This window comes from Tabrizicola piscis, from assembly GCF_003940805.1.
Lineage (GTDB): Bacteria > Pseudomonadota > Alphaproteobacteria > Rhodobacterales > Rhodobacteraceae > Tabrizicola > Tabrizicola piscis.
Genome location: NZ_CP034328.1, coordinates 1,389,024 through 1,414,937 on the forward strand (window position 1 = coordinate 1,389,024; position 25,914 = coordinate 1,414,937).

The 25,914-nt window shown below is 62.5% G+C and carries 24 protein-coding genes; 4 read left to right on the forward strand and 20 right to left on the reverse strand.

Going from position 1 to position 25,914, the window contains the following annotated elements; translation table 11 throughout:
- Positions 1 to 35: 35 nt before the first annotated feature.
- From EI545_RS06640 to EI545_RS06655, 4 genes are read right to left on the reverse strand one after another with little or no spacing between them, the layout of a single operon-like run.
- Positions 36 to 1,595, reverse strand: a complete 1,560-nt coding sequence (locus EI545_RS06640; protein WP_125324739.1) for a phospholipase D family protein — start codon at positions 1,593 to 1,595, stop codon at positions 36 to 38.
- A 41-nt stretch (positions 1,596 to 1,636) separates the two neighbouring features.
- Positions 1,637 to 3,430 (reverse strand): sensor histidine kinase, encoded by a 1,794-nt coding sequence (locus EI545_RS06645; protein WP_125324740.1) that lies wholly within the window; start codon positions 3,428 to 3,430, stop codon positions 1,637 to 1,639.
- Positions 3,427 to 3,996 (reverse strand): RNA polymerase sigma factor, encoded by a 570-nt coding sequence (locus tag EI545_RS06650; protein ID WP_125324741.1) that lies wholly within the window; start codon positions 3,994 to 3,996, stop codon positions 3,427 to 3,429. The genes EI545_RS06645 and EI545_RS06650 overlap by 4 nt, the downstream gene beginning before the upstream one ends.
- Positions 3,996 to 4,169, reverse strand: coding sequence for a NepR family anti-sigma factor (locus tag EI545_RS06655; protein WP_245990318.1), 174 nt, complete (start codon positions 4,167 to 4,169; stop codon positions 3,996 to 3,998). Before EI545_RS06655 ends, EI545_RS06650 begins: the two co-directional genes overlap by 1 nt.
- 94 nt (positions 4,170 to 4,263) lie before the next feature.
- Here EI545_RS06655 and EI545_RS06660 point away from each other — a divergent pair, with 94 nt between their 5' ends.
- Both EI545_RS06660 and EI545_RS06665 read left to right on the forward strand, forming a co-directional pair.
- Positions 4,264 to 5,070 carry a response regulator gene (locus EI545_RS06660; RefSeq protein WP_125324742.1) on the forward strand — a complete coding sequence of 269 codons (807 nt, stop codon included), beginning with the start codon at positions 4,264 to 4,266 and terminating at the stop codon, positions 5,068 to 5,070.
- Positions 5,071 to 5,248: 178 nt separating this feature from the next.
- A complete protein-coding gene (locus tag EI545_RS06665; protein WP_125324743.1) occupies positions 5,249 to 5,737 on the forward strand; it encodes a hypothetical protein in 489 nt (162 codons plus the stop codon).
- A 57-nt stretch (positions 5,738 to 5,794) separates the two neighbouring features.
- Here the strand turns inward: EI545_RS06665 and EI545_RS06670 are convergent, their stop codons facing one another.
- Positions 5,795 to 6,190 carry a hypothetical protein gene (locus tag EI545_RS06670; RefSeq protein ID WP_125324744.1) on the reverse strand — a complete coding sequence of 132 codons (396 nt, stop codon included), beginning with the start codon at positions 6,188 to 6,190 and terminating at the stop codon, positions 5,795 to 5,797.
- Between the two features lie 86 nt (positions 6,191 to 6,276).
- On the opposite strand from EI545_RS06670, the gene EI545_RS06675 reads away from it, so the two are divergent.
- Entirely contained in the window at positions 6,277 to 7,002 is a 726-nt protein-coding gene (locus EI545_RS06675) for a Crp/Fnr family transcriptional regulator (protein ID WP_125324745.1), read from the forward strand.
- A 160-nt stretch (positions 7,003 to 7,162) separates the two neighbouring features.
- On the opposite strand, the gene EI545_RS06680 is transcribed toward EI545_RS06675, so the two are convergent.
- The 14 genes from EI545_RS06680 to EI545_RS06745 all read right to left on the reverse strand — a co-directional run bounded on the left by EI545_RS06680 (position 7,163) and on the right by EI545_RS06745 (position 23,558).
- The gene (locus tag EI545_RS06680) at positions 7,163 to 8,023 is read right to left on the reverse strand and encodes a hypothetical protein (protein WP_125324746.1); all 861 of its coding nucleotides are present in this window, start codon (positions 8,021 to 8,023) and stop codon (positions 7,163 to 7,165) included.
- On the reverse strand, positions 8,010 to 8,432 hold the full coding sequence (locus EI545_RS06685) for a phage holin family protein (RefSeq protein WP_125324747.1): 423 nt from the start codon (positions 8,430 to 8,432) through the stop codon (positions 8,010 to 8,012). The genes EI545_RS06680 and EI545_RS06685 overlap by 14 nt, the downstream gene beginning before the upstream one ends.
- On the reverse strand, positions 8,429 to 8,998 hold the full coding sequence (locus EI545_RS06690; RefSeq protein WP_125324748.1) for a hypothetical protein: 570 nt from the start codon (positions 8,996 to 8,998) through the stop codon (positions 8,429 to 8,431). The genes EI545_RS06685 and EI545_RS06690 overlap by 4 nt, the downstream gene beginning before the upstream one ends.
- A gap of 168 nt (positions 8,999 to 9,166) precedes the next feature.
- Entirely contained in the window at positions 9,167 to 11,068 is a 1,902-nt protein-coding gene (locus EI545_RS06695; protein ID WP_164517236.1) for an AI-2E family transporter, read from the reverse strand.
- Between the two features lie 187 nt (positions 11,069 to 11,255).
- Complete coding sequence (locus tag EI545_RS06700) at positions 11,256 to 13,211, reverse strand: ABC transporter permease (protein WP_125324750.1); 1,956 nt, start codon at positions 13,209 to 13,211, stop codon at positions 11,256 to 11,258.
- Positions 13,208 to 14,227 carry a quaternary amine ABC transporter ATP-binding protein gene (locus EI545_RS06705; RefSeq protein WP_125324751.1) on the reverse strand — a complete coding sequence of 340 codons (1,020 nt, stop codon included), beginning with the start codon at positions 14,225 to 14,227 and terminating at the stop codon, positions 13,208 to 13,210. The genes EI545_RS06700 and EI545_RS06705 overlap by 4 nt, the downstream gene beginning before the upstream one ends.
- A gap of 78 nt (positions 14,228 to 14,305) precedes the next feature.
- On the reverse strand, positions 14,306 to 15,244 hold the full coding sequence (locus EI545_RS06710; protein WP_125324752.1) for an ABC transporter substrate-binding protein: 939 nt from the start codon (positions 15,242 to 15,244) through the stop codon (positions 14,306 to 14,308).
- A 293-nt stretch (positions 15,245 to 15,537) separates the two neighbouring features.
- Positions 15,538 to 15,738 (reverse strand): hypothetical protein, encoded by a 201-nt coding sequence (locus EI545_RS06715; RefSeq protein WP_125324753.1) that lies wholly within the window; start codon positions 15,736 to 15,738, stop codon positions 15,538 to 15,540.
- Positions 15,739 to 15,876: 138 nt separating this feature from the next.
- Positions 15,877 to 17,304 carry an MmgE/PrpD family protein gene (locus EI545_RS06720; RefSeq protein ID WP_125324754.1) on the reverse strand — a complete coding sequence of 476 codons (1,428 nt, stop codon included), beginning with the start codon at positions 17,302 to 17,304 and terminating at the stop codon, positions 15,877 to 15,879.
- On the reverse strand, positions 17,294 to 18,931 hold the full coding sequence (locus EI545_RS06725) for a rhodanese-like domain-containing protein (protein ID WP_125324755.1): 1,638 nt from the start codon (positions 18,929 to 18,931) through the stop codon (positions 17,294 to 17,296). Before EI545_RS06725 ends, EI545_RS06720 begins: the two co-directional genes overlap by 11 nt.
- Positions 18,928 to 20,439, reverse strand: coding sequence for an MmgE/PrpD family protein (locus EI545_RS06730; RefSeq protein WP_125324756.1), 1,512 nt, complete (start codon positions 20,437 to 20,439; stop codon positions 18,928 to 18,930). The genes EI545_RS06725 and EI545_RS06730 overlap by 4 nt, the downstream gene beginning before the upstream one ends.
- Positions 20,436 to 21,947, reverse strand: a complete 1,512-nt coding sequence (locus EI545_RS06735; protein ID WP_125324757.1) for a tripartite tricarboxylate transporter permease — start codon at positions 21,945 to 21,947, stop codon at positions 20,436 to 20,438. The genes EI545_RS06730 and EI545_RS06735 overlap by 4 nt, the downstream gene beginning before the upstream one ends.
- Before the next feature lie 83 nt (positions 21,948 to 22,030).
- Positions 22,031 to 22,570, reverse strand: a complete 540-nt coding sequence (locus tag EI545_RS06740) for a tripartite tricarboxylate transporter TctB family protein (protein WP_125324758.1) — start codon at positions 22,568 to 22,570, stop codon at positions 22,031 to 22,033.
- A gap of 13 nt (positions 22,571 to 22,583) precedes the next feature.
- Positions 22,584 to 23,558 carry a Bug family tripartite tricarboxylate transporter substrate binding protein gene (locus EI545_RS06745; RefSeq protein ID WP_125324759.1) on the reverse strand — a complete coding sequence of 325 codons (975 nt, stop codon included), beginning with the start codon at positions 23,556 to 23,558 and terminating at the stop codon, positions 22,584 to 22,586.
- 144 nt (positions 23,559 to 23,702) lie between these two features.
- Here EI545_RS06745 and EI545_RS06750 point away from each other — a divergent pair, with 144 nt between their 5' ends.
- A complete protein-coding gene (locus tag EI545_RS06750) occupies positions 23,703 to 25,061 on the forward strand; it encodes an MmgE/PrpD family protein (RefSeq protein WP_164517237.1) in 1,359 nt (452 codons plus the stop codon).
- 10 nt (positions 25,062 to 25,071) lie between these two features.
- Here EI545_RS06750 and EI545_RS06755 read toward each other — a convergent pair whose 3' ends face one another.
- Complete coding sequence (locus tag EI545_RS06755) at positions 25,072 to 25,833, reverse strand: SDR family NAD(P)-dependent oxidoreductase (RefSeq protein WP_125324761.1); 762 nt, start codon at positions 25,831 to 25,833, stop codon at positions 25,072 to 25,074.
- Between the last annotated feature and the right edge of the window lie 81 nt (positions 25,834 to 25,914).

The window sequence follows — 25,914 nt, forward strand, 5'->3', positions numbered from 1 at the left end:
GCCCACCGGCAGAAACGGTTCCAAAGAAAGCGGGATCAGACGAATTCAGGCGGCAGGATCGGCAGTTCCCGGCCAAAGGCTTCGGCGGCGGCAAAGTCATGCGGCAAGAGAAAGCCGCGCCGTTGGCTTGGCGGCTTTCCGGCGTTCTGCCATGCCAATTGCGCCCAGACTTTTGCTGCTGTCGCATCCTCGAAGGCGTCAGGCCCGATGTCAGCGGGAAGCCAATGGGCCATCGTTCGGTAGCGCAGCTCGATCACATCGTTCTTGGCAGAAAGGTAGACGCCTGCTTCAGTGTCCCAGCGCAGGCTTCGCCCATTCAGATTGGCTGATGACACAATTGCCGCGTCCTGATCAAAGACTGAAACCTTGGAATGGACATAGACGAGTGGCGCTCCGTGCAGCGTACTGCGCCCGTTCGCGTCGTCCTTGCCGTCGGGAAGGGCTGGGCGTGGTTGCGCTGGCGAACCCACGAACAGTCGCGATCCGAAAGCCTTTCGAATGATGCGCAGGGAGCGGGCCTGCATCGCTTCGCCATAGCGGGCATCCAGCGCCTTCTTGCCTTCGAACGCCACATCATCGGGTGCTGCGGGAAGAATCAGGATCAGGTTCAGTCCCGGGGACCGCCGCGCTGCTTCTGCAAGGACACGGGCCAATCGGACATCCCTGAAATACTGGCTTTCCATGTAGATCAGCTGGCGCGAGCGTTGCGCCAATATCCGATGCGCTGTCTGCAGTTCAGAGATAAAGGGCTTCGGCCCGAAGTTCCAAAGGCTGTGCCGGCTTGGCAGCGACAAGGTGCGAAGCAGACGACGCGTCTTTGTCGGCTGTTTGCGCCCCTCGATCACGTCTTGAAACGTTTCCAGATGGTCCTGGGCTTCGGCAACCACAGGCCCCTCGATCATCAACTGGACATCATGCCATGTCTGATCACCGGCCCGGCGATGGTTCGGCGTGTCATAGCGCCGTTCGTTCAGGTCCAGACCGCCAATATACAAAAGCCGCCGGTCGATCACTGCCAGCTTCTGATGATGGACGACCGGGAACAGTCTGGGCAGCGACCACAAGCGGATGCCAACCGTGCCATCCTTACGCAGGCGCAGGTTCCTGACCGCGCCGTCCATGTCACGTAGCGCCGCCGCACGATGGTCGGGCGCCAGATTGTTGAGCCACCCCGACAGTCTGAAAAGCTTTTTCATGACGTAGGGCCAGATACACAGCCGAACCAAAGCGCCAGTTTCTGCCGGGTGGCACGGGCGCAGGATCTTCAACTTCGCCCCAGGGTTCGCCACCGCTGCCGCCGCGCTGAACAAACGCAGATGACGTGTTGCTGCGCGGTGCATTTCTGCCCGCGCGATTGGATCGACGTCGCTGATCACCACATTCAGCGCTACACCCTTGTTCAAGACATGCACGATCAGATCGAACCACGTCTTGCCGATCGCCAAAGCTTCGGGCGACCGCAGGCGGGTTTGCAGGTCAAAGACCATGAAACTTGCCCATATCTCGGTTTGCGCGGCCAGAAAGGCACGTTCCAGCGCAGGGTAGGCTTCAGATGCGGTCAGAAGAATGCGGACTGACCGGCGGGAATGGGGCATGAGCAGTCCCTGGGCGCTGTTGATGGACAAGGGCTCAACGCCTAGTCCTTGGTTTCGTTCCAACCGGATTGGCCTGACGGGTCAGCCGACTGCCGGTTTTCGGCAAGGGACAGCGGGGAAACCGCGAAGATGACCCTTAGGAAGTAGTCCCCATCCGCGCTGCCAGACTCTTGCCGACCACCCAGTTGCTGCACGAAGGCAGTGATCAACTGTGATCCGATCCCGGTTTCCGCAGCTGTTGAAGCCTCCTTGGTCGGATCATCGCGGCTGCTGTTGATCACCTCGAGCACCGCATCACTTCCGCCCGAACGTTTCAGCCGCACAACGACCTTCCCGGGGTTGGCGCGCGTCGCGCCGGAATGCTTGATGGCGTTGGTAAGCGCCTCGGCCAGCATCAAAGACAGCGGGACCGCCTGATCCGGCACGAGGCGCAAGTCGTCGATGTCGTTCTGCGTTTCAAAGGGCTTTTCCGGCCCTGATGACATCGACATGATCTGTCGAACAATATCGGGGATCAGTTCGCGCGCACGCACATCCGCCAGACCGCTGGTCTGGTAAAGCCCGCGGTGCACGGTCGCAAGGCTCATGATCCGTTCCTGCAGGTTCTTCAGCAATTCCTTCGCTTCGCCACTGCGGGCGCTGCGGATCTGGATGTTCATGATGGAGGAGATCAGTTGCAGGTTGTTCTTTACCCGGTGATGCACTTCCCGCAGCAGCACCTCTTTCTGGTGCAGGGAATCCTCAAGCTCGGCTTCGCTTCGGGTGATGCTTTCGGTCATCGCAAGATAGGCCGTTGCCAGTTCATCAAGCTCCGAGGGGGCATTCTTCAGATCAATGGCCTGCAGCCGCCGGTCGCCGCGCGCGAAGCTGACGATGGACCGGTTCAGCGTGCGGACATGCCGGGTCACCAGGAACTCTGCCGCAAAGCCGGATACCGCCAGTCCGACCAGCCACATGAGGAGGGTGGGCATGTAAACCGAAAGGCCCCAGCTGCGGGTAAACATCGGTTCTTCAGGCAGAAAGCTGCTCATCAGATACAGTTCGCCCGCAACAATCGGCACGACGGCATAGGTCATCTGCCGCCCGCTGACGGAGGTGTCCCGAAAGATTCCACCGGTCGCGTCGACAAAATCGGCCATCGGCCGGCCAGATGGAACTTGTGTGGCCGCAGCTGTAAGCTCGATATTCGAAGTCAGCAGCGTGCCTTTGCGGTCAAACGTCCAGAAGACAACGGGCGCATCCAGATCTTTGCTTTCGATCAACGAACCGAACCGCAGTTCCTTGAGCGACTGATGCGGCAAGGACATGACCGCATAGCCAACGTAGCTGCCCGCGATGTCATAGACCGGGTGCGATATCCCAAGCACGGATGTCCCTGAAATCGGCCCCTCCGGGTTGACCACGAAGTCCGGCGCTTGCGCATCCAGAACTTGTCGGAACAGCGGGCTGTCGGAAAAGTCATGTGTCCGTCCGGCGGACGAACAGGTCATGACCCCGCTGACCGGTATAAAGGCGACCAAAGCTGCCGACGGCTCGACCGCAGCGACCTGCAACATCAGGTCGTTGCAGGCCTTTGGACTGTCCAGCACATAGGGAACTGCGGCGGCAAGGCTGCCAACCATCCCCCGGACCCGCCCGATCAGGCTGGTTTCCCCCGCCGCCGCTTGCAGCGTCGCGCCCATCAGCGCCACTTCGCTGCGGGATTGCACTTCCTTCTCAAGCGCCTTGGTCTGGATAAAGCCAAAGAACCCGGCTGGCAGCATGGCAAGCGCAAGGATTATGGCAAAGCGGATTGCGAACCTGGAGGCGTAGGGCCGCTTGGCGCGTGGCGTCATGCAGCCTGCATCCCCGACTTGCCCATCACTGCCAAACTGGCCTGATCTACGCCCGAGAACACATCCTCCCCATCAACCAGACCCATCAGGTCCGACAGCCGCTTGCGAGCCCGGCTTGCCCGACTTTTGACCGTTCCGACAGCAACGCCCATCGTGACCGCCGCCTCTTCACAGGAAAAGCCGGAAGCACCGACCAGCGTAAGAACTTCACGGTGCTCGGGCGACAACTGATCAAAGGCACGCTGAAAATCGTTGTAGGCAAGCCGACCGTCGTGGTCCGGCTTCACAAACAAGCCTTGCGCATGGATCCCGTCCGGATCCGCCACTTCCCGCCGGGTTTTGCGAAGGGACGAATAATAGGTGTTGCGCAGGATGGTGAAGAGCCACGCCTGCAGGTTGGTGCCAACGGCGAACTTGTCGATATTCGTCCAAGCCTTGACGATCGTGTCCTGCACCAGATCGTCTGCGGCCGAACGGTTCCGCGTCAAGCTCATCGCAAAGGCCCGGAGAGACGGGAGAAACCCCACCAACTCTTCGCGCGGGTCCAGATGTGCGACGGCGTCCATCAGGCGCCCCCATCATCGGCGTCACCGGCTTTCCGGCGCAATTGCTCCAACAGCTGGGTCAGCTTGTCGGGGATCTGTTCGTTCAACGTCTCATCATAGATACGCTTCAGGTTCTCATCGATCTGATGGCGGATCTTAGATTTGGGATTGCTGTCTGACATGTCCGAATACATCTTTTTTTTGCGCCCACCTCGCTTATCACGGAACCGAACGCAGAACCAAAGCGTTTGGTTCCCGCAAAATCGCCGTCGAGGGAGAAAAAAGACGATGCAAACCCAACTGCCAGATCCTGTCGCGTCGATCAGCAGCAATTTACCCTATCTGCGCCGCTACGCCCGCGCGTTGACGGGCAGTCAGACCACGGGCGACAATTTCGCCGCCGCCACGCTTGAGGCACTGCTTGAGGACAGTTCTGTTCTGGACAGCTCAACGGACCCAAGGGTCAGCCTGTTTCATGTCTTTCACGTTGTCTGGTCCAGCGCCGGCGCGCCCGTTGGCGAGCCTGACACGCGGTTTTCCGCCGTTGCGCAGGCGCATATGGCCAACCTGACCCCCAACACCCGTGAAGCGCTTCTCTTACAGTCCATCGAAGGCTTCACCCAGTCCGAGATTGCGCAGATCATCCGGTCGGACATGCAGGAAGTGGCCCACCTGATCGACACGGCAGTTCGGGAAATGCAGAACTCGGTCAGCGGGCGGGTGATGATCATCGAAGATGAGGCGATCATCTCAATTGATATCGCGGCCATCGTCCGCGAGATGGGCCATCAGGTGACCGGCATAGCCGCCACGCGCACCGAAGCTGTGGCCCTTGCCTCGCGGGAGCGTGCCGACCTCATTCTTGCGGATATCCAGCTGGCGGATCGCTCTTCCGGGATCGATGCGGTGAACGACATCCTGAAGATCATGCCGGACGTGCCGGTGATCTTCATTACCGCCTTCCCGGAACGCCTGTTGACGGGTGAACGCCCAGAACCTGCCTTCCTGATCACCAAACCCTATGCCGAGGAACAGGTCAGGTCAGCCGTGTCGCAGGCCATGTTCTTTGCAAGCACGGAAACCCTGCGCGCCTGACCGGGTCACACCTGGACTTGCCTGCATAGACCCGGGGGAAGCATCCCCCGGGTTTTTTGTCATTTGGGGGAATTTGTCACCTGATGGAACCGGGAACGGGAACCAATCGCCGCGCCAGACGTTCTCGTGGTGTCGCTGCAGGAATACTCTGCGGCACCCCAAACAATCGGAGACAACCATGTTTCGCACATTCGCGATTGGCGGCCTTGCCGCGCTGACCCTTGCTACAGCCGGTCTGGCCCAGACCCCTCCAACCGTGAAATCCATCGAAGTCGATGTCGAGCTGGATGCAATCGGCAACCCGGCAGCGGCTGCCTACTGGACTACGGTTGCTGACGACCTTGAAAACGCCATCGTGGCCCGCATCACGGACCAGATTTCGGATGACGGCGTTGATATCCGGATCGACCTTGAAGAAGTTTCGCTATCCGGCGGAATGACTGAAAAGCTCGGACTGGCCGAGACCCGCCTTGTCGGGGATGTGGTGATGAACCATGAAACTGACGGAGCACGTTACGGCCGGTACGAACTGACGGTGGACATCAACTCTGCGACGCCAATGATCCCGGCGGATGTAGACGTTACCACCATCCCCGCCGACAGCAGGGTCTATTACGACTCGATGATCGCGACGTTTGCGGATGGTGTGGTTGAACGGCTGAAGTAAGCGAACCAACTGCAAGACGCCCCCGGTATTCCTGCCGGGGGCGTTTTCATGTGATGACTACCCAGCCTCCGTGCCTTGATCTGGCCCAGGCGTCGCGTCCTTGGCCAAAAGGGCCGAAACATCCTGTTCAACAAAGGGAAACCTGAGCGTTGCCCAGCCTTTTGGAACAGCTTCATCCACATCAAGTCCGACCAGAACAGTGCGCCCGCCATCCGACGCGACACGCTGACTGAACTCGGAATCGGAAAAGGCCTTTGCATCCATTTGGATGAACGCGGCCCTGATTTTTCCAGACGGCAGCGCCGCCATTGCATCGTCCAAGGTACGGGCAAGAACAACCCGGGCATCGCTGCAAAAGTCGCGAATGATCATTTCGATATCCCGCGCCACAAGAAACTCGCGCAGGATGACCACAAATACCGCTTGCGGATCGTTGTCGTCGAGGGTCTGCATGGGATTCCCTTCCAAAGCCAGCCAAGACCTTGGAACCTTTCCGATCTTCTCGCATTAAACTGTGACATACAGGATGGAAGAAACTGATGATCCCCTGCGACAAATGTCCCCTGAGGCGCTGCCAGTACTTTCTGCCGTTCACGGAGGATGAACTCGCCTTCATGCTGCGCTTCAAGGCAGGGGAGCTGACGGTCGAAGCGGGCACGACGGTGCTGATGGAAGGCTCAAATAGCCCGCAGGTGTTCACGGTGCTGTCGGGCATGGGCACGCGCTACAAGACACTCGAGGATGGCAACCGCCAGGTGATCAACTTCCTGTTTCCCGGCGATTTCATCGGCCTGCAGGCGGGCGTCATGGGCGAGATGAAGCATTCGGTCGAGGCTTCGGCACCGATGGTTCTGTGCGTCTTCAACCGGTCGGACTTGTGGAACATGTTCAAGGCACATCCGGCCAGGGCCTATGATCTGACCTGGATCGCAGCAGTCGAGGAACACTTCCTTGGGGAAAGCCTTACGGCCCTTGGCCAGCGCAGTGCCGGTCAGCGCATCGCTTGGGCCCTTTTGCGCATTCACCACCGACTGCGGGCCGTGGGTCTGGAAACCGCCGGCGTCGTGCCCTTGGCGTTTCGCCAGCAGGACCTTGCCGATGCCTTGGGCCTGTCATTGGTCCACACCAACAAGACGCTGATGCAACTGCGCAAATCCGGTCTGGCGCGGTGGAGCGACGGCAGCCTTGCTATCGCCGACCGGACCAAACTGGCGGAATATGCGGGATCAGCGCCCGAGCCCTTGGAACAGCGCCCGCTCATGTAGCCTGAGGGGAAGAATCGCAGCCAGTGCAAAGGGGGCCCGGACAATGACCGGCCTAAGCTGCTATCGGCTCTTTGGGGTCAACTGCTTACTCATGAAGACGCCCGCCCGCCGATGGCATCGGCGGGCGGGCAAAAAGAAACTACTCTCCGGCAACGGGCAATCACCCCGTTGCCGACATCCCGGCACTGGCATCGTCAGTCCCACGGCCTGACATCGCGGCGCGCGTCACGCCGCCGATTTCTTGCCGCAGGACATGTTGGGCCTGCTCCAGCAAACGGTCACGCTCCTCACCGAAGATGCGATCTTCCACCGGGCTGCGCGGCAAAGCAATGCCGACGGCCGCACCGATCGACATCCCGATTGCAGCAGCGGCCATCGGGTGATCTTCGATCATTTGCGCGCCACGCCGGGTTGCCGAGATTCGCGCCTCATAGGCCTTTTCGCGGGCCGCCAGGATGCGATCCGCGGCGTCGCCACCAAGACCTTCCAGCCCCCGCGCCATCGCTTTGCGGGTGGCTTGGGCAAGGTCAGTCAGGACCTTGGCGCGTTCCCGCGTTGTTTCAGCCAAGGGACGCAAGCCTTGACGTGCCATCGCATCAAGTCGACCAAGCGTTGTAGAAGCCCGGTCGCGCAAACGATCTGCTTCCAGAATCCATTCCTGATCGGGTTCCGGCAGGGGTGCAACAGGCCCACCTTCGTCCTCCCAGCGCGACAAAGCCTCGAACTTCGTGCCCTCGACCTTCGGCTCTGGCTGAGAGCGGTTCTTGCGTCCAAAGACCAGCCATGCCAGCCCTGCCCCAGCCATTACGGCAGCAATCGGGTTGCTCCTGACTGCGTTGTCAAGCGCGCGGCCATAGGGGGCCGCTTGCGCAAGGGAGTAGCGAAAGGCATCGTCCAGAAGCACATCCAACGACAGCCGGTCGCGAAGGCCTTCGATTGACCCTGCAAGATCAGCGCGGTCTTGTTCCAGCCTTGCCGCAATTTCATCCGGAGTCTGGGTGCCTGTGTCATGTCGTTGCATCGCGTCTCACCATCGTCTGAAGTGTTTCCATGTCGCGCTTTACCGACGCCGCGCTGCGCCTTGGCAGTGAACTTGCGTCGCGCAAAAGACGTGCCGCGTTCTGCGCAAATCCCAGTGCCAGCAGAAGCAGCGCCCCACCAACCAGGACCGAAGCCCAGACCGGCGACAGCCCCAGCGACACGCCAAGCGCAACCGCAGCACCGGCAAGCGCGTTGATCGCAGTGATGCCAAGCACCACTGCGATGGCACCCTGAACGACAGACCTTTGCACGGCATTCAGACGCTCAGTCGCTTCTGCCCGCGCCAGGGCCAGTTCCCCCTGCACCAGTCGGGCCACCCCGGACAGCACATCCGCCATCATCGCGCCTGTGTCCCGATCGGAGTTCTTGTCGTTCCGCGGGTCAATCATCCCCGCGATCCTCCGTCATTGTGCAGGCCTTGCGTATCGACAGTGCGTCGTGCTGCGTCACGATAAAGCCGGTCGGTTGCATCCGCCGCACGGGCAGCCGCTGCTTCCTCGGCGCTTTGGCGGTTCGACGACGACCGCAGGAACCGCGCGAGGGCGAAGCCTGCAACTGCAGCCCCGACTGCAAATGTGCCCGGGTTGCGACGCGCGTAGTCTTGCGCCCCTGCAAGGATGTCGCCTAAGGTGCGGCCACGCAGCCCGTCAGTCACCGTTGACACGCCACCGGCAAGCCCGCTCAGCATCCGCGCGGACACCCCATCGGAAGACTGCGCTTCGGCCTGAAGCGTTTCGGCCAGCCGGTCCCCCGCGCCAACCAATGAATCGCGTGCCGCACCGGCGCGGTCGCCCGCCGCATCGCGCACGGCGTCAAACTTCTCCGACACTTGCGCCTTGACTTCGTCTTTCACCGCACGACCCGCATCGGTTGCGACATCCATCGCAGAGGCGGCGGTATCTTTGGCCTTGTCTGCCGTTGCGGCCAGCTTGTCCTTCAGATCACCATTGGTCATTTGTGTCTCCACTCTGTTGAAGATTTCATGGTTGTCCGCCTGCACGTTCAGGGGGTCTGGCCAACAAACGCCCGAGAGGTCGGAAAGTTCCCATCGCACATCTAGGAGACGACCGGCACGGACCGACCCGGGTTGACGGACGCCACGCATGTGTCGCCCAGACCGTTGCTAAGCCTGTTCTGCAGCCACTTTCGGCCGAGGCCTGACCGGTTGGCGTGGCGGGCGTTTCTGCGGCTGCGGCAATTGCTTTGGCGCTTCATCTGCAAGGGCCATCGACATTGCTTCGTCCATGGTGGTGGCGATGAAGTCGGTCCCGATGCTTTCCAATTCACTCTTGGCGGTTGCGCCCGTTCGGCCTTGGCCGCGCCCGCGGCTTGACGCATCAACCAAGCTGTCCGGCATTGCCCAGATCACCGCACCGACCCGAAGTTCAGGCATGGCACGCTTTATGCGCCTGACGATCAGCAAGGACGCGCGGGCCGGGTTCGGATCGAGAAAGTTGAGCACGACACAGCGGGGCGGCGGGTCTTCGTCACGCAGCGCCGACGTTGCGATCAGGTCCGCCCGACGCAGCGCCGTGACGGTTGCCCCCTGCGCTGCCAGCGCTTGCGCCAGCATCTGTGCGGCAACGTCATCAAGGTTGCTTCGGCCACCAGCGACGATGATCCTGATTGCTTCCTGGCTTTCCGGGCCGGTCTCAAGATCGCTTTCGGCGCGTTCTTCGACAACCACAGGCTCCAGCGCCCTGACGAAACGGCGGGCCGAGCCCGCGATCCCAAGCTCCTGTGCCTGGGTCAGAACACCCCGGTCATAGTCGGCCTGGGCCAGCAAAAGCGCAGGCAACCCGACGGTCTGGTAGAAGTCGGCCAGAAACTCCTTCTCCAGCGCCTCTTCGGCGCGGGTGACCGATTCCACCGTGTCTCCGGACAGCAACCGCTGATAAAGCCGTGAATGTGCCGCCAGAACGGGTTCGTCACCAAACAGGATGTCAAAGACTTCGAATTGCGGCAGATACCGCCCAAGAACGACAAGGCAAACTGTCATCGGCGTCGACAGGATCAACCCCATCGGCCCCCAGATCCACGTCCAGACGATTGCCGCAATGATCACCGCCAGCGGCGAAAGACCAGTCCGCGACCCGTAAAGTCGCGGCTCGATGAAGTTCGATGTGATCAGTTCCACGACCATGAACAAAGCCGCTGTCCACAAGACCATCGACCAGTCAGGGGAAGCCGCGAAGGCCACGATAAGCGGCAGTGTGGCTGCAATGATGGGTCCAATGTAGGGAACGAAGCGCAGGATCAGGGTCAGGAAGGCCCAAAGAGCGGGGTTCGGCACGCCGATGATCCAAAGGCCGAGACCGATCGGAACGGCATAGATGACGTTCACAAGGATCTGGATCAGCAGGTAGCTTGCCACGCGGGACCCGGCGTCTTCCAGGATCTCGGTTGTGCGGTGCAGGTCGTTCGCGCCGATCAGGCGGATGAACCGGTCGCGGATATCGTCGCGCTCCATCAGCATGAAGATCACGACCACGATGATCAGGCCCACGGTGACAAGCGGGCTGATTACCGGAAAGACCACATCCTGCAGCAAGCTCCAGATGCTTTGGTCTTCCACAACGGCCACGGTCACCGGTTGCCCGACACCCAACCCCGCCCCGCCGCCGGATGAGCCGGCCTCCAGGGCTTCGCTGATCTCCGTATTGATGCGGGACGCCATGTCAACGAACTTTCCAAGCAGGTTCGATGATCCCTGCGCTTCGGTCCATGCATCAAGTTTTGACAGGATATTTGACTGATAGGTCGGCAGGCTTTGTACAACCAGACCGACCTGCGTGCCCATCACTGCAAGAAGGCCGCCAACACAGGTGAACGCAACCGCCACAGTGGTCAGAACGGCAAGAATGCGTGGCATACCGCGGCGTCGCAAAGCGGAGATGAGCGGGGAGAGCGCAAAGGCGATCAGCGTGGCGATAGCGAGGGGCAGAAAAACCTCGCTGCCGAAATGCAGGATCGCGGCCGCAAGGCAGATTGAGATAGCGGTTGCCCAGTTCACGCGCCGCGCCACGATGGCGTGTGCAGATTCAACGGAACTTGCGGGCAACCCGACTTCAGCCATCCTGCCCTGTATCCCTCGAATGAACGCCCAACCGACAGCTTGGCCGTAGAATAAACGTCGGGCTGGTCGGATTGGTTCCCGTATTGCTATCGAATTTCGTCAAGGTCAGCGAACGGACATGTTCGCCACTTCGGCCTCACCCCTCCAGACGGGCGCGCGCGCCCGCTGCCGCAGCGCCGATCAGGCGATCTGCAATGATGGCGATTGCAGCCACGGCCAACCCTGCCACCAGCCCCCGCCCGACATCCGCCGTGGCAAGGGCTGCATAGACCTCTTGCCCAAGGTCGCGGGTGCCGACCAGCGCGGTGATGACCAGCATCGACAGCGCCAGCAGGATCGTCTGGTTCAGCCCCAGCAGGATCATTGGCACCGCCATCGGCAAGCGGACCTTCCACAGCATCTGCCACCTTGTGCAGCCGCAGACCACCCCGGCCTCAACCAATTCGGCAGGGACCGACCGCAGGCCATGCGCGGTGTATTTCACTGCGGGCACCAGCGCGAAAAGAATCACCGCGATCATGGCACTGAAATCCCCAACCCGGAACAGCATGACCACCGGGATGAGGTAGACGAAGGATGGCAGCGTCTGCAGCGTATCCACCACCGTGCCGATGACCTTGCCTGCCGTGTCGCTTGACGCGGCCCAGATGCCCAATGGCACGCCCAGCGCCATCGCGATGATGACCGACACGCCACAAAGGTAGATGGTGATCATCGCCTGTTCCCACAGCCCCGTCGCCGCGACAAAAGCCCCAAGGGCCAGCGCAAGGGTCGCCAGCCGCCAGCCCCCCAGCCGCCAACCCGCAAGGGTCAGCAGCGCCAGCATCAGCGGCCATGGCAGGGCCAGAAAGAACCGCCGCACGGGAAGCAGCAGGTTCTCAAGAAACCAGACGCGGACGGCCTCCAACTGGTCAAAGTAGTTGACGTTGATGAACTGGATCAGGTCCGACCAGAACGGCTTGGTGGTGATCTGCCACGCCTTCGGCCAATCCTGCAGCGCAGGCAGGACATAGCCAAGCGCCCCGGTCACCAGCGTTACCACAAGCACCAGCGTCGTGCGCGGATGTCGGTGCCACCAGTTGCCTTGCCGCCGTTCGGCCCGTGACACCCGTTCGGACATCGCCTGCCCGAGCCTGTCCAGCACCACGGCCAGTGCTGTGATCGCAAGGCCAGCCTCGATCCCGCCGCCGATGTTCAACCGCCGCAAGGATTCCAGCACATCCGCGCCAAGCCCCCCTGCCCCGATCATCGAGGCGATGATCACCATGTTCAGGCTAAGCATGATGACCTGATTGACCCCGACCATCAGGTCCGGCAGCGCCACCGGCAGCATCACCTTGCGCATCCGCTGCGCGCCGGTACAGCCCGCCATGTTGGCGAAGTCCACGATCTCGGACGGAACGGCGCGCAGGGCGACAATCGTCACCCGGACCATCGGCGGCATGGCATAGATGATCGTGGCCAGCAGCGCGGCCACCGGGCCAAAGCCGAACAGCACCAGGATCGGCACCAGAAACGCGAAGGTTGGGATCGTCTGCATCAGGTCAAGGATCGGCGACAGCGCCCGTTCCACCGCCTTCCAGCGCCAGGCGGCGATGCCCATCGCCATGCCACCAGCAACACCCAAAGGCACCGCGATGACGATCGAGGCCAGCGTGATCATCGCGCTGTCCCATTGGCCGAACACCGCAAGATAGACCATCAGCGCGCCAGCCAGCAGCCCCAGCTTGATGTCGCGGGCAAAGTGGCCCAGAGCCACTGCAGCCACGGTGACCGCCACCCAGGACAATGGCGGGATGATTGTCGTCGCCCGCCTGCCCTTGCCCTCGGTGATGCCATCGACCAACAGGACGCGCGCCAGATCATAGGGGGCTTCGATGATCGTTGCAAAACCGCGCGTCAGGTCCTTGACGGTGATCGGGCCAATCGCAGCGCTGTCGGTCAGCCATTTCATCCCGGCCGACAGCCAGGCTGCGAAGGGCAGTTGCACGCTCTCCGGAGGCCAAAGCCAGCCCGCCGGGACCGTGGCGAAAATTGCCAGCCCAAGCGACAGCACGGCAAGTGCTGCCCAGATGCCCCGCCACAGCGTCATTCGCGCTTGCCGATCAGCACGGCGATGACGGCCATCGGGGTGACATGGCCAATCACCACGCCGTCGCGTTCCACGGCAAAAGGGGCGTTTGCGGTGACAATCTGCTCCGCCACAACCTCGATCCGGGCATCGGCGGGCAGGGTTCCAGCCACCCCTTCCGGCATGCCAGGGGCGGCGATCCGGCCAAGGGTCACGACCTTGGCCCGCGCCACATGCGCCGTGAAGGCGGCGACGTAATCATCCGCCGGGGCCAGCACCAATTCCTCAGGTGTCGCCACTTGCACGACCGCGCCGTCCTTCATGATGGCAATGCGGTCAGCAAGGCGGATCGCCTCGTCAAAGTCATGCGTGATGAAGACGATGGTCTTCTTCAGCTGCTTCTGGATGCGCAGGAATTCCTCCTGCATCTCGCGCCGGATCAAGGGATCAAGCGCGCTGAAGGGTTCGTCCAGGAACCACAGGTCCGGCTCAACCGCCAAGGACCGTGCGATCCCCACCCGCTGCTGCTGCCCGCCCGACAGCTGGCGCGGGTAGTTCCCCTCGCGTCCCTTCAGGCCGACAAGCTGAGTCACCTCACGCGCGCGCGCTTCACGCTTGGCGCGGTCCATGCCTTGCACTTCCAGCGGGAAGGCCACGTTTTCCAGCACCGTCAGATGCGGCAGAAGGGCAAAGTGCTGAAACACCATCCCCATCCGGTGGCGCCGGATTTCGATCATGCGCGCGGGCGAAGCCTTTAGCAGGTCCTCGCCGTCATAAAGGAGTTCGCCCCCGGTGGGTTCGATCAGCCGCGACAGGCAGCGCACCAAAGTGCTTTTGCCCGATCCGGAGAGGCCCATGATGACGAAAATCTCGCCCTCCTTGACCTCAAGGCTGACATCGCGCACCGCGCCCACATGGTCGGACTGGCGGATCTGGTCGAAGGTTGGCGTGGCCCCCCCGGCCAACAGACGGTCGGGATGGGGGCCGTAGATTTTCCAGACATGCCGACAGGCAAGCTTGACGGGGCGTTCATTCATTTCAGGGTCCGGCGGCAAGGGTCTGGCATTCTGGAACGGCATGGGCGGGGCAGCCATTGGCCCCCCGCCCAGTTGGGATCACTGGATCCAGGTTGTCCAGACGGCCTCGTTCGCGGTCATCCATTCGTCGACCACATCGTCGATGGACATGCCGTCGACATCAACCTTGCCGACCATCGAGCCCATGTCTTCATTGGTCAGCTGAAACGCCGTGATCGCCTTGGCAGCGCCCGGCCATTTGTCGGCCAGCCCGGCCCAGCCCGCCTTGAAGATGCCACCGGTCGGTTTGCCGCAGTCATAGGCCGCCGCCGGGTTTTCACCCGCCGCAGGGTCGGTGTAGCATTCCGGCGTATAGGCCGGGAACTCGACCCATTCGCCTTCATACTTGATGGGCGCCCAATGGGGGGCGTAGATCCACAGAAGGATCGGGTCCTTGCGCTGATAGGCGGATTCGAGTTCGGCGAACATGGCTGCATCGGTGCCTGCGTGGATCACCTCATAGTTCAGGCCCAGCGCCGCGATGCGTTCCTCGTCATAGCCGCCCCAGGTGACCGGCCCGCCAAGATACCGGCCCTTCGGGGCAGTTTCCGGGGTGGCGAACAGCTCGGCACAATCGTTCAGCGCCTTCCAGTCGGGCAGGCCTGGGCACTGTTCCTTCATGTAGATCGGATACCACCACTCCTCCTTGGCCTGCATGCCGGTCTCGCCGAAGCTGACCGTATTGCCGGTCGCAAGCGAGGCGTTCATCGCGTCGGCCGCCGTTGTCGCCCAAAGCTCCATCGCGACGTGCAGGTCGCCCGATTCCAGCCCGGGGAATTGTGCAAGATAGTCGGCTTGCACCAGTTCCACGTTATAGCCAGCCTCTTCAAGGATGGCGGCCATGATGTTGGTGGTGATCAACTGCCCGGTCCAGTCGTGCAGCGTCAGCTTGATCGGATCGGTGCTTTCAACCTCGGCAAGTGCTGCGCCGGCGCCCATTACGAAAGCCGCGACCGTGATCGCATAACTTGTTTTCATCACTATCTTCCTCTTCTGTTGGATTTTATTGCCTACCGTTTCCCGGCAGTGCGATTGGTTTCCCGGCAGTACGATTGGTGCAAGGCTGCGACCGAATCCCGCATCCTGTCAAAACATTTGTTTTGGTTTGGAAATTGTCGCCGAAGTTCCGGCAAGCCGGCCAAGGCCGAACGGCCCGCCGAACGGGCCGTATGGCAATCGCCGTCAGGCAGCGGCCAAGACGGCCTGACGCCGGCTACACTAATTTGATCTTGCGGAAGATATGCCCAAGTCGGGCGCGCGGCGGCGTACTATTAGGCAGTAATCGGGTGGGCAATCCGGCCTTGGACTGACGCGCCCTTGGGCGAGGCTTCCCCGGTCCGGGCAGATGCTGCAATTCCGATACCAAGTAATTCCGTGACAGAAACCACGGCCCCGTTATCCACCCGACGCGCGATCGGCAAAGCCTTGGACCGGAAGGTGAAATATTCAACAATGACTCTGGCCAGGCCCATGATCTGTCTCCGCTCGTTCCCATGTGGGAGCTAGGCCAGACCAGATATTTCTGCAAGTGCGAAGGTTGCATAGCTGCACTGCGGCGTGGGCATGTTCCAGCCCCGCCGCAGTGGGAAACAAGCACTCCCTGACAGGCATCAGGGAAGATGGGCGACCAGTTCTGTCCCGTCCGTAGCCGCCATCATCGACCAGATGGCTGCAATCAGCTTGTCCTGTTCCCCGGCGTCCAGAACACCGTCGCAGCACGACCGCAGCTTCGCCTCTACTTCTGCGTCCGTCATCGGATTGTCAGGCCCGCCGCGATAGCGTTCGTCGGCCCAGCCTTCGACGACCGACCCATCCTTGCGGGTGATCGTGATACGCGACCGTACCTTGTCAAAGCCCATCGCCTCGATCGCCGGGTCGAATTCAGTCCGCACCCGGCGCTGCATGGCCTGCATGGCGTCGGAGGCTACGAAATCATCAGCAAACTCGCGCTTTCCGGCCCGACGGGCCAGCGCGATCATCGACACTTCGGCGGGCAGCGAGAACTTGGCCTCAAGGTGGTTCGAGGCGATGGGATAGCGGATCGGCTTCAGGATATTGGTCCCGGCGTGGATGCTGATCGTTTCGATCTCATCGGGTTTCACGTCGGCTTCCGTGACCAGCCGCAGCATCAGGTCCATCGTCGGATGGGTCAGGATGCCACAAGGATATGGCTTGATCGACACGCCCGGATCGGTGATCGACCAGGTCTTGCCAAAGCCTTGCGCAATCTTGTCTGCCGAGATCCCGCCGCCCATGACGGCGAAGAACCCCCACGGGCCATCCAGCGACGCCGGGTCCGCGGTGTACCCGCGCCGGGCAAGCAGGGCAGCCGTCACGCCGTTTTCGCTGGCGCGTCCGACATGCAGCGGTTTCGTCATCGTGCCGAAGTTGCAACGGATGCCTGCGGCAAGGCTGGCAGCGATCCCGAAGCCATTGCGCAACTCTGCCCCCTTCAGACCCAGAAGCGTCGCCGCGGCGACAAAGGACCCAAAGGTGCCGACCGTCCCCGACGAATGTTTGCCCGACAGGTAATGCTGCGGCAGCATCCATTCCGATATCTTGCTTTCCACCTCAACCCCGGCCTGAAACGCCCGCATGATGTCGCGCCCGCTGGCACCGCCAAGGTATTGCCCGACGCAAAGCGCCGCCGTCAAAGGTGGGATCGTCGGGTGCGTCAGCAGCCCATAGACATGCGCCGGATCGACCGACACTTGCGTATCGTCCCAGTCATGCGCGTGCCCCGCTGTCCCCAGAACCCGCGCGGCAATGGCGACCGGAACCTTCAACTCCCCGGCACCCAGAAGCCTTGCATCGGCGCGCCCCCCGGTTTCGCGCGCCTCGTCGATCAGGATATGAACCGAGTGTTCCTCGCTCCCGGCAGCAAAAAGCCCGAAGGCATCGATCATGCAGCGCAAGCCGATATGTATGGCATCCTTCGGAATGTCCTCGTCCCGCAGGGTTTCGACAAACCGTGCGGCATCCTCGGTGATCGACATGCGGTCAGGGATCCGCGCGAAATCGTTGTTGTTAACGGACATGTCCGGTCTCCTTAAGGGGCAATTCGGGGGTGGCCAGGCGGGAGGGCCAAGGCATCAGATCACAAGCCTGCAGTCGCGCGACAAGGCCAGACTCCCAGTCCAGATAGGTTCGGGCGTCGTCAAGGTTGCCGCTGTGACGCCCAGCGCAAAACTGGACCTCATCCAGCAGATCCGTGGCTTGCCAGCCGCCCAAGGGCGGGGCGGTGTCCAGGGCAAGGCCTGCGGCAGTAAGGTCATGCAAAGCTGCGGTGCACACACCCGCGACGGCATGCCCCGCGTCTGCAAGGTCAATGGCCGCAAGGCGCGCAAGCGTTTCGTCATGGGCCAGAAGCGCGACAGCCGCGCCCTCCTGCAGGGTCATGGAGGCCAGACTTGGCCGCAGAGCGCGCTTGCCACTGGCAAGCCTCCACGCGCGCCAGTCAGCGCTTGGCCGGATGTCGATGACCGTGCCTCCAGTCGCGACATGGGCCGCAAGCTGCCTGGCGGAAAGCTGCGGAAGCGCGCGAAGCGATACGGTTGCGGGCGGATGCGGATCGTCCTTTGGCGGCGCATCGGTCTGGACAAAGGCCTCGATCCCCATGCGGCGCAGCCACAGCGCTGCGAACACGGCCCGAACCAGAAGCGGGTCCCAAAGGACCACCCGCGCAGCCTTCACCGCGACGAACTGGTCAGTCTGCTGGATCAGCGTGGTCCCGGGCGCCCGCCGGAAACCTGCGGGAGGGGTGCCTTCATCCACGGGGCGGGGGTCAAGCCGATAGACAGTGCCGTCACCGTTCAGCCAGTTGGCAACCACCTGCGCGGACACCTCGGGAAGGCTATGCTGCTTCATCACCGCGCGAGCCCGGGCCTTTGCCAGATCAAGAAGGTCCACCGTCGGTGTTGGCGCGGCCGGCCGCTCCGCCTTGCCTGCGCGACGATATCCAGCCAGCTCCCACCCCTGCGTGCCGTCCCGCAGGGCCGTAACGCGCACCGGAAGCCCGAAATCCCGGACGGTCTGCGCCCCGATGATCGACCGTGTCCGACCCGCGCAATGAATGACCACTTCTCGCCCTTCCCCCACCATCGCTTGCAGGCGCAGCGGCAGTTCGGCGTTGGGGCAGCTTAGCGCGTCCGGCAAGGTGAAAAGCTGGTGCTCATTCAGCGGGCGACCGTCCACCAGAGCCGGTGGGTTGGGTCCGGCCATGGCCCGGGCAAGGTCGATCGGGCTGATTTCGGGGGGCGCGAAATGGTGCTGCACCCATTCGCCAAAAGCCTTGGACCAAGTATGGACGCCCTTGAACAGTGGAAGCCCGGCAGCTTCCCACGCTGGAATGCCACCGCGGGTGACAGTGGCATCACGCCAGCCGACCCGCTGCAGGGCCCGCGCCGCGCGGTCCGCGATGCCATCGCCACCGTCGATCAGGATGATCGGCGTCGCAGGACGTGGGACCATCTGGGCAATATCGCGTTCCAGCCGACTGTAAGGCAGGTTCACCGACCCGAAGGGATGCCCGTCAGCGGCCTCCCCCGCTTCACGCACGTCCAGAAAGGCCCACTCCCTGCCGTCAGGCTGGCGCAAGCGTTGCATGACCGTGGCCGGGGACAGCACGGGCACTGCAAGGTCTTGCGCCAATGTTTCCACCGTCATGGCAGCGCCGCCGCATCGAAAAGGCCCCGCGGGCCGTCTACCGCAGCGGTCAGATCGGCGCACAGGCCAAGGGCGGCAACCCCGTCCCGGTCAAGGCGCATCAAGTCTGCCGCCTGGGCCAGAAAGCGGTCGCCCTCCGGGCCTGACACGATCCCATCAGTCAGGGTCCGGAACTTGTGGACGTAATCCGCGATGCCCCATGGCGCACGACCCCGCGGATGGGAATCGGCCACGGCCAGTTCTTCGGTGATTTCACTGCCATCCTCAAACCGGATGACAGCACCAGCCCCGTGATGCTTGGCAAGCGGATCGGCGGCATCGAAACGATGGTTCCAGTCGGCGTCGTCCACCGTCTGCACCTTGCGCCACAGGGTGACAAACTCGGGCTGCGAGATCAGCGACGGATCATAGCTGCGGTCGTGATGCCAGAACCCGTCCGTCAGGGCGCGGGCGAACTGGAAGGGGGCGCTGTGATCCAGCGTCTCGCGCGATGCGGCGGGGTCCCACTTGTCGGGGTCGCCCGAACCGCTGCCCATCACCTGATGCGTCATCCGCTTGGTATGCAGGGTGACCGAAGTCACCCGCGACAGATCGCCAAGCCGGCCATGCAGACGCAGCGCAAGGTCGATGATCGCCTGACCATGGTAGCCGGCGGAATGGGCCTTGGGCAGGGTCTGCAGGATCGCCCGGCACGGGGCATCGGGCGGGGGCAGGCGCACTTCGGCCTCGTGCCCGCCCAGAAGGACGGCAAGGATGCCATAGTCGCCCTCATAGATCGGCGAGGGCGAGGTTTCGCCGCGCATGGCACGGTCAATCGCCTCGGTCGCGCATTTGCCGATATGGCCGGGCGCAAAGGCCTTCCATGACGATATGCGCCCCTTGCGGACCTGCCGAGTACCCAGCGACAGGTGGGCGGCAAGATTGATCGCCTCGTAGATCACCGGCACGGGCAGGGACAACAGCGCCCCCAGCCCCGCCGCCACGGCCGGGCCAAGATGGGCCATATGGTCGATCCGGTGGCGCTGCAGGGGCAGGCCCTGCACAAGGGCGGTCTGCACTTCATAGGCCACCAGCACAGCGCGCAGCAGGTCCGCGCCCGACCGGCGGGCCTGCTGGGCCACGGCGAGAAGCGGCATGATGGAATCGGCCGGGTGGCTGCTGTCCAGCGCGAAGAAGCTGTCGTGGAAATCCAGCTCCCGCACCGCCGTGGCATTGGCATAACCCGCCCAGGTGCAATCAATGCGGATGTGTTCCGGCAGGCCGATCAGCCGCGCCCCGCCCTGCCTTGGAAAGCACAGCGCCTGCGCCCGTGCTGCAGCAACCGGAGCACGGTTCAGCGCGGCGATGGCAACGGCGGCATTGTCGATCAGCCTGCAGCCGACCAACGCCGCCGCCGCGTCATCCACCGGGCGATCGGCCGCCGCCAATTCGGCCAGCTTCCACGCCAGTTGGTCCGAAGCCGCCGGTCTTGCATCGGGTGCGCAGGGCCGAAAGCGAAAGGCGATCATTCCGGAGCCGGCCCTTCGGCAACCCTTTTGGCTGCCTTGCGTGCGGCAAGGATATCCCGGAGCGCCGAACCGGTGACAAACAGCGCCGCCGTGATCAACAGGCCAAGCGCAATCGGCGTTTCCCAGAAGATCCGGTGGTCACCGCTGGTCAGCTCCAGCGACCGGCGATAGTTCGCCTCGACAAGGTAGCCAAGCACAAGGCCCAGCACCAAGGGCAGGAACGGAAAGGCGAAGACCCGCATCAGATAGCCCATCAGACCGAACAGCAGCACGAGGTAGAGGTCATAGGTGCTGTTGTGGATCGAATAGATGCCCGAGAAGACCAGCCCGAAGATCGCCGCCATCAGAAAGGGCTTGGGTCGGTTCACCAGCCAAAGCGCCGGGGTCATCATCAGGATCCCAAGGAACAGCTGCGAGATGTTGGCGACAGCCAGCCCGCCGAACAGGCCATAGACAAACTCAGGCTCTTTCTGGAACAGCATCGGGCCGGGTTGCAGGCCGTGGATCAGCATGCCCCCCATCAGGATCGCAGCCGAGTTCGACCCCGGGATGCCAAAGCTGAGGACAGGCACCAGCGCCGTGCAGGCCACCGCGTTGTTTGCGGCCTCAGGGGCGGCAATGCCTTCTTCCGATCCCTTGCCAAATTTCTCGGGTTCCGACGACCAGCGCTTTGCTTCGTTGTAAGACATGAAGGCTGCGATGGACCCGCCCGCACCGGGCATGACTCCCTCGAAGATGCCCACGCCACTGCCAATCCCCTGCGCCCGCCACAGCTTGCGCCACTTGCGGAACGTGGGCAGCTTGATGCGGGTTTGGGTCTGGTCGGTCTTGCCCCAGTCAGGGGTGTTTGCCGTCATCATCAGTTCCGACATGGCGAAGACGCCAACCATGACGATGACATATTCGATGCCGGTCAGAAGCTCGGCCTCACCAAAGGTGAAGCGGCTGACGCCGGACAGGGGATCAGTGCCGATGGTCGCTATCATCAGGCCGAAAGTGGCCGCCATCAGGCCTTTGACCAGCGACCCGTTCGACAGCGACACGATGACCGACAGACCAAGGATGCCAAGCGCGAAGTAGGCCGGAAAGTTGAAGGACAGGGCCACGCGCGACAAAGGTTCGGTAAAGGCGATCAGAAAGATCAGACCGATCATCCCGCCGACTACCCCCGATTGCAGCGAGATGCCCAGCGCCTCGCCGCCCCGCCCTTCGCGGTGCATATAGTAGCCATCAACAACCGTTGCCGCCGCAGCGTTGGTGCCGGGCGTGTTGATCAGGATGGCGGGGATCGACCCACCATATTCTGCGCCCACATAAGTGGCGCCCAGAAGGACGATGGCCGTGATCGGGTCCATGCCGTAGGTGAACGGCAACAACAGGGCCAGCGCGATAGACGGCGAAATCCCCGGCAAAGCCCCGCCAATGATGCCCCATGCCACACCGCCTATGGCGGCAAAGACGGCCGGCGTCGTCGTCAATATGTTCCAGGCGGTCGAGAATCCGTCCATGTCACCCTCTTTGATGCCCTTTGGGGACACCAGTCATCTGATGGAAAATGGCTCACGGCGGTCACCGCCGTGAGCGCATGGGATTAGAAGAAAACTGGCCAGAAGCCCGACGGCAGCGGAATGCTCAGCAGCCTGACGAACAGCAGGTAGTAGCAGACCGCCAGCACCACACCGACGCCAGCAGAATACCACCCGGCCTTCGCGCCGATGTAGACCGACACCACGAAGATCAGCAGCGCCATGCTGAGGATGTAGCCGAGGGTGGGCAGGATCAGCAGATAGGCTACCCCGATCACAAGGATGCCAAACGCTTTCAGATGCTCTGCCTTGGTAAAGCTTTTGGCTTCCTCATCCACTTCACGCTCGACCGGCCCGCCAGCCTTGCGCGCGGCGCTGACGAAGAACCATTCCACCAGCAGGGCACGGCCAATCAGCAGCAGGCTGAACAGAACCATGGCCCAGGCAAGCGTCTTCGGGATCATCGCGGCATTGACCTGCCCATCAAGCGGGCTGATGGGAATGTCGTCGGCCGCCAGCCAATACAACAAGGAAAACACAATCGTCCCAAGTCCGATCCAGACATCCCTGTGAATTCGAAAACGTACCGACGACACGTTGCTCATCCGACCTGCTCCGTCACTGGCTCATGATGCCGTACTGGATCAGAAACGCCTTCTGATCCTCGGCGAACTTGTTCAGGAAGACTTCATAGTCAGCCGCGTTCATCGGGGTCGGCACCAGGCTTTGCGCCTCATACCACGCCTTGAACTCCGGATCCGCCAGCACGCGGTCGATGCCTGCAGCCCACAGGTCCTTGATGTCCTGAGGCAGACCACGCGGGCCAGCCAGACCGCGGAACTTGGTCACCACCAGATCAATGCCCGCTTCACGCGCCGTCGGCACATCCGGGAAGTTCGGCAGACGCTCTTCGGTATAGGTCGCCAGCAGCCGGATTTCGCCCGCTTCGATCTGCGCCGAAAGCTCTTGCACTTCGCCAATCGCCACCGAAACCGTGCCGTTCAGCACGCTGATCAGCAATTCACCACCACCATCATGCGTGATCACGGGCGAGGTGATGCCGGTCAGGCTTTTGAACTGCTCCATCACCTGACGGTCAAGCGAACCGGGCGTGGTCACACCGAACAGCACCGCTGCCGGATCGGCCTTGGCCGCCTCGACCAGCTCGGTCAGGTTCTGGAATGGGCTGTCCGATTTCACGAAAACGATCTGCGGGTCCATGAAGACGTTCGCCACGCCTTCAAGGTCGGTGAAATCATACTCCAGTTCCGACAGCAGCGAGGTGTTGATGTAGGTCGGCGTCGTACCATAGAAGATCGATCCGTCCGCGGGCGACTGCGCCAACTTGGCCATCGCGTTCGACCCGCTGCCGCCGGTCACATTCTCGACGACAAAGGTCGTGCCCATGGCCTTGCCAAGAAAGCCGACCATCTCGCGCAGGAAGACGTCCGTCCCGCCCCCGGCCGAAGAGTGCGTGACCAGCGTCACGGTGTCATGCGGGTATTCCTGCGCCTGTGCCGCCGTCGACAGCCCGAACGCAAGGGTCGCGGCCATAAGGCCCCGGCCAGTGATTTGTCCCAGTGATAAGCGCATCTGATATCCTCCCAGTGTCAGACCGAGCAGTCGTCAGAGGTGCATCCCTTAAATCGGGATGCCGCTACGACCGATGTTGACAGCATGGCGTAGATTGGCGGAATGTCAATCGTCTACAATTTGCGATCCGAGGGAGAAGGTCCAATGTCCTGCAAGGCGACTCATACCGTGGCGACCTATATCGCCGGGACACTGACGCGCCCCCTTCCCGCAGAGGTGCAGGAAAAGGCAATTCTGCATCTGCTTGATACGGTTGCGGCCATCGTGTCCGGCACACAACTGGCGGCTGGCCATGCCGGAACCCGCCTTGCCGCGCGGCTGGGCGGCCCGGAAGAAGCCCTGGCCCTCGGGCTGGGCCGCGCCGTCGGGGCCCCGGCAGCCGCCCTGGCAAACGCCATGGCGGCCCATGCAGACGAAACGGATGACAGCCATGTCGGCGGCCGATTCCACCCCGGCTGCGCCATCGTTCCGGCGGCATTGGCCCTGGCAGAATGTGAAGGCCGTAGCGGGACCGATCTGCTGCGCGCGCTGGTCCTTGGCTATGACATCGGCGCAAGGTCGGTGATGGCCCTTGGCGTGCGATCTGCCGATTCGGCCCGGTTCTCCACCCACAGCATCGGCGGGATCTTCGGGGCCACGGCGGCGGCGGCGGCGCTTGCCGGGTTCGACGAAAGGCGTGCCGCCCATGCCCTGTCCTATGCCGTGCAGCAAACCTGTGGCGTGCCCTACTGGCGGCGTGACAGTGACCATATCGAAAAGGCCTTCGACTTTGGCGGGCTGGGCGCGCGCAATGGCGTCATGGCCGCGCTGATGGTGCAGGAAGGCTGGACCGCTGTCGAAGGTGTGCTCACCGGCGCACCGTCCTACCTGTCCGCCTTCGCCGAAAATCCGGACGAGAGCGCCTTGACTGATGGCCTTGGCACCCGCTTCGAAATCATGGGCGCGGCGATCAAGAAATGGTGCGTGGGGTCCCCCATCCAGGCCGCACTTGATTCGCTCGTTGCCCTGATCGATGCCCATCAGCTGACCGCAGCCCACGTGGCGCACCTGACCGCGATCATGCCCGATGACCGGCTGCACATCGTCGACAACCGCGATATGCCCGACGTATGCCTGCAGCACCTTCTAGCCGTCACCCTGCTGGATGGAGGCCTTGGCTTCGCGTCAGCCCATGACCGAACACGGATGCAAGACCCGCAGGTCCTTGACCTTCGAAAACGCATTTTTGCTACTCCCAGCAAGGAGTTGACGGATGCCCGCCCGCCCCGCCAGGCAATCATCGAAGTTGGAACAACCGCCGGCCAGACCCTGCGTCACCACACCAAGGCCGTGCTGGGCACACCCGCCAATCCGATGAGCCGGGAACAGGTGGCGGCAAAGGCGCGCGACCTGATGCTGCCCGTCATTGGTGACAAACGTACCGACGCGCTGGTGGCGTCGGTGCTGGACATTGCCTCGAACCCGGACGTGCGGACCTTGCGCCCGTTGCTGGCAATCGCCTGATCCCGCAGGGTCAGGGCATGTACATTCCGCCGCTGACGTGAACCGTCTGCCCGGTCATGAACCGCGCCTCTGGCATGCACATCGACAGGATGACAAAGGCCGCTTCGTCAATCTCGCCCTCACGCCCAAGGATCGGGCCGCCGCTGCCCATCTCGGGCGAAGCCCCTGCCGTTGCCGACCTCTTCCCCCCGATCTTGCCCGGAGCCACACAGTTGGCGACGATCCCCCGGCCGGCAAATTCCACGGCAAGGGACTTGGTCAGCCCGATCAATCCAGCCTTGCCGGTGGCCACATGCGCCCGTTCCTTCGCGCCGACATGGGCCGAGACGCCGCCAAGGTTGATGATCGTCCCGCCCCCCCGCGCCACCATGCGCCGCGCCCCTTCACGGGCACAAAGGAACGCGCCATCCAGGATCACCGAATTGGTCGCGCGCCACTCCTCCAGTGTCATCTCCAGAAACGGCTTCTGGCCCCGGATCGCGGCGTTGTTCACCAGAATGTCCAGCCCGCCAAAGGCCGCGTCAATCTCGCCAAAGATGCGCAGCACGGCGGCTTCGTCGGTGACATCGCCCATGGCGACCAGCGCCTTGCGGCCCAGCGCCCGCACCTCTTCCGCCACCGCCTCAACCTCGGCGCGGGATGACTTGGCATGCACCACCACATCGGCGCCCGCCTGCGCAAGCCCCAAGGCCACCGCCCGGCCAATCCGGCGCGACGCCCCGGTCACCAAAGCCACCTTGCCGGTCAGCGGACTGTCACTTCTGTGCAGCATCTCTTGCATCCTCCCTCAATGTCGTCCTTGACCGACACTATGCCTTCTTGCGATACTTTGTAAATCGTCGACAATGTGCCA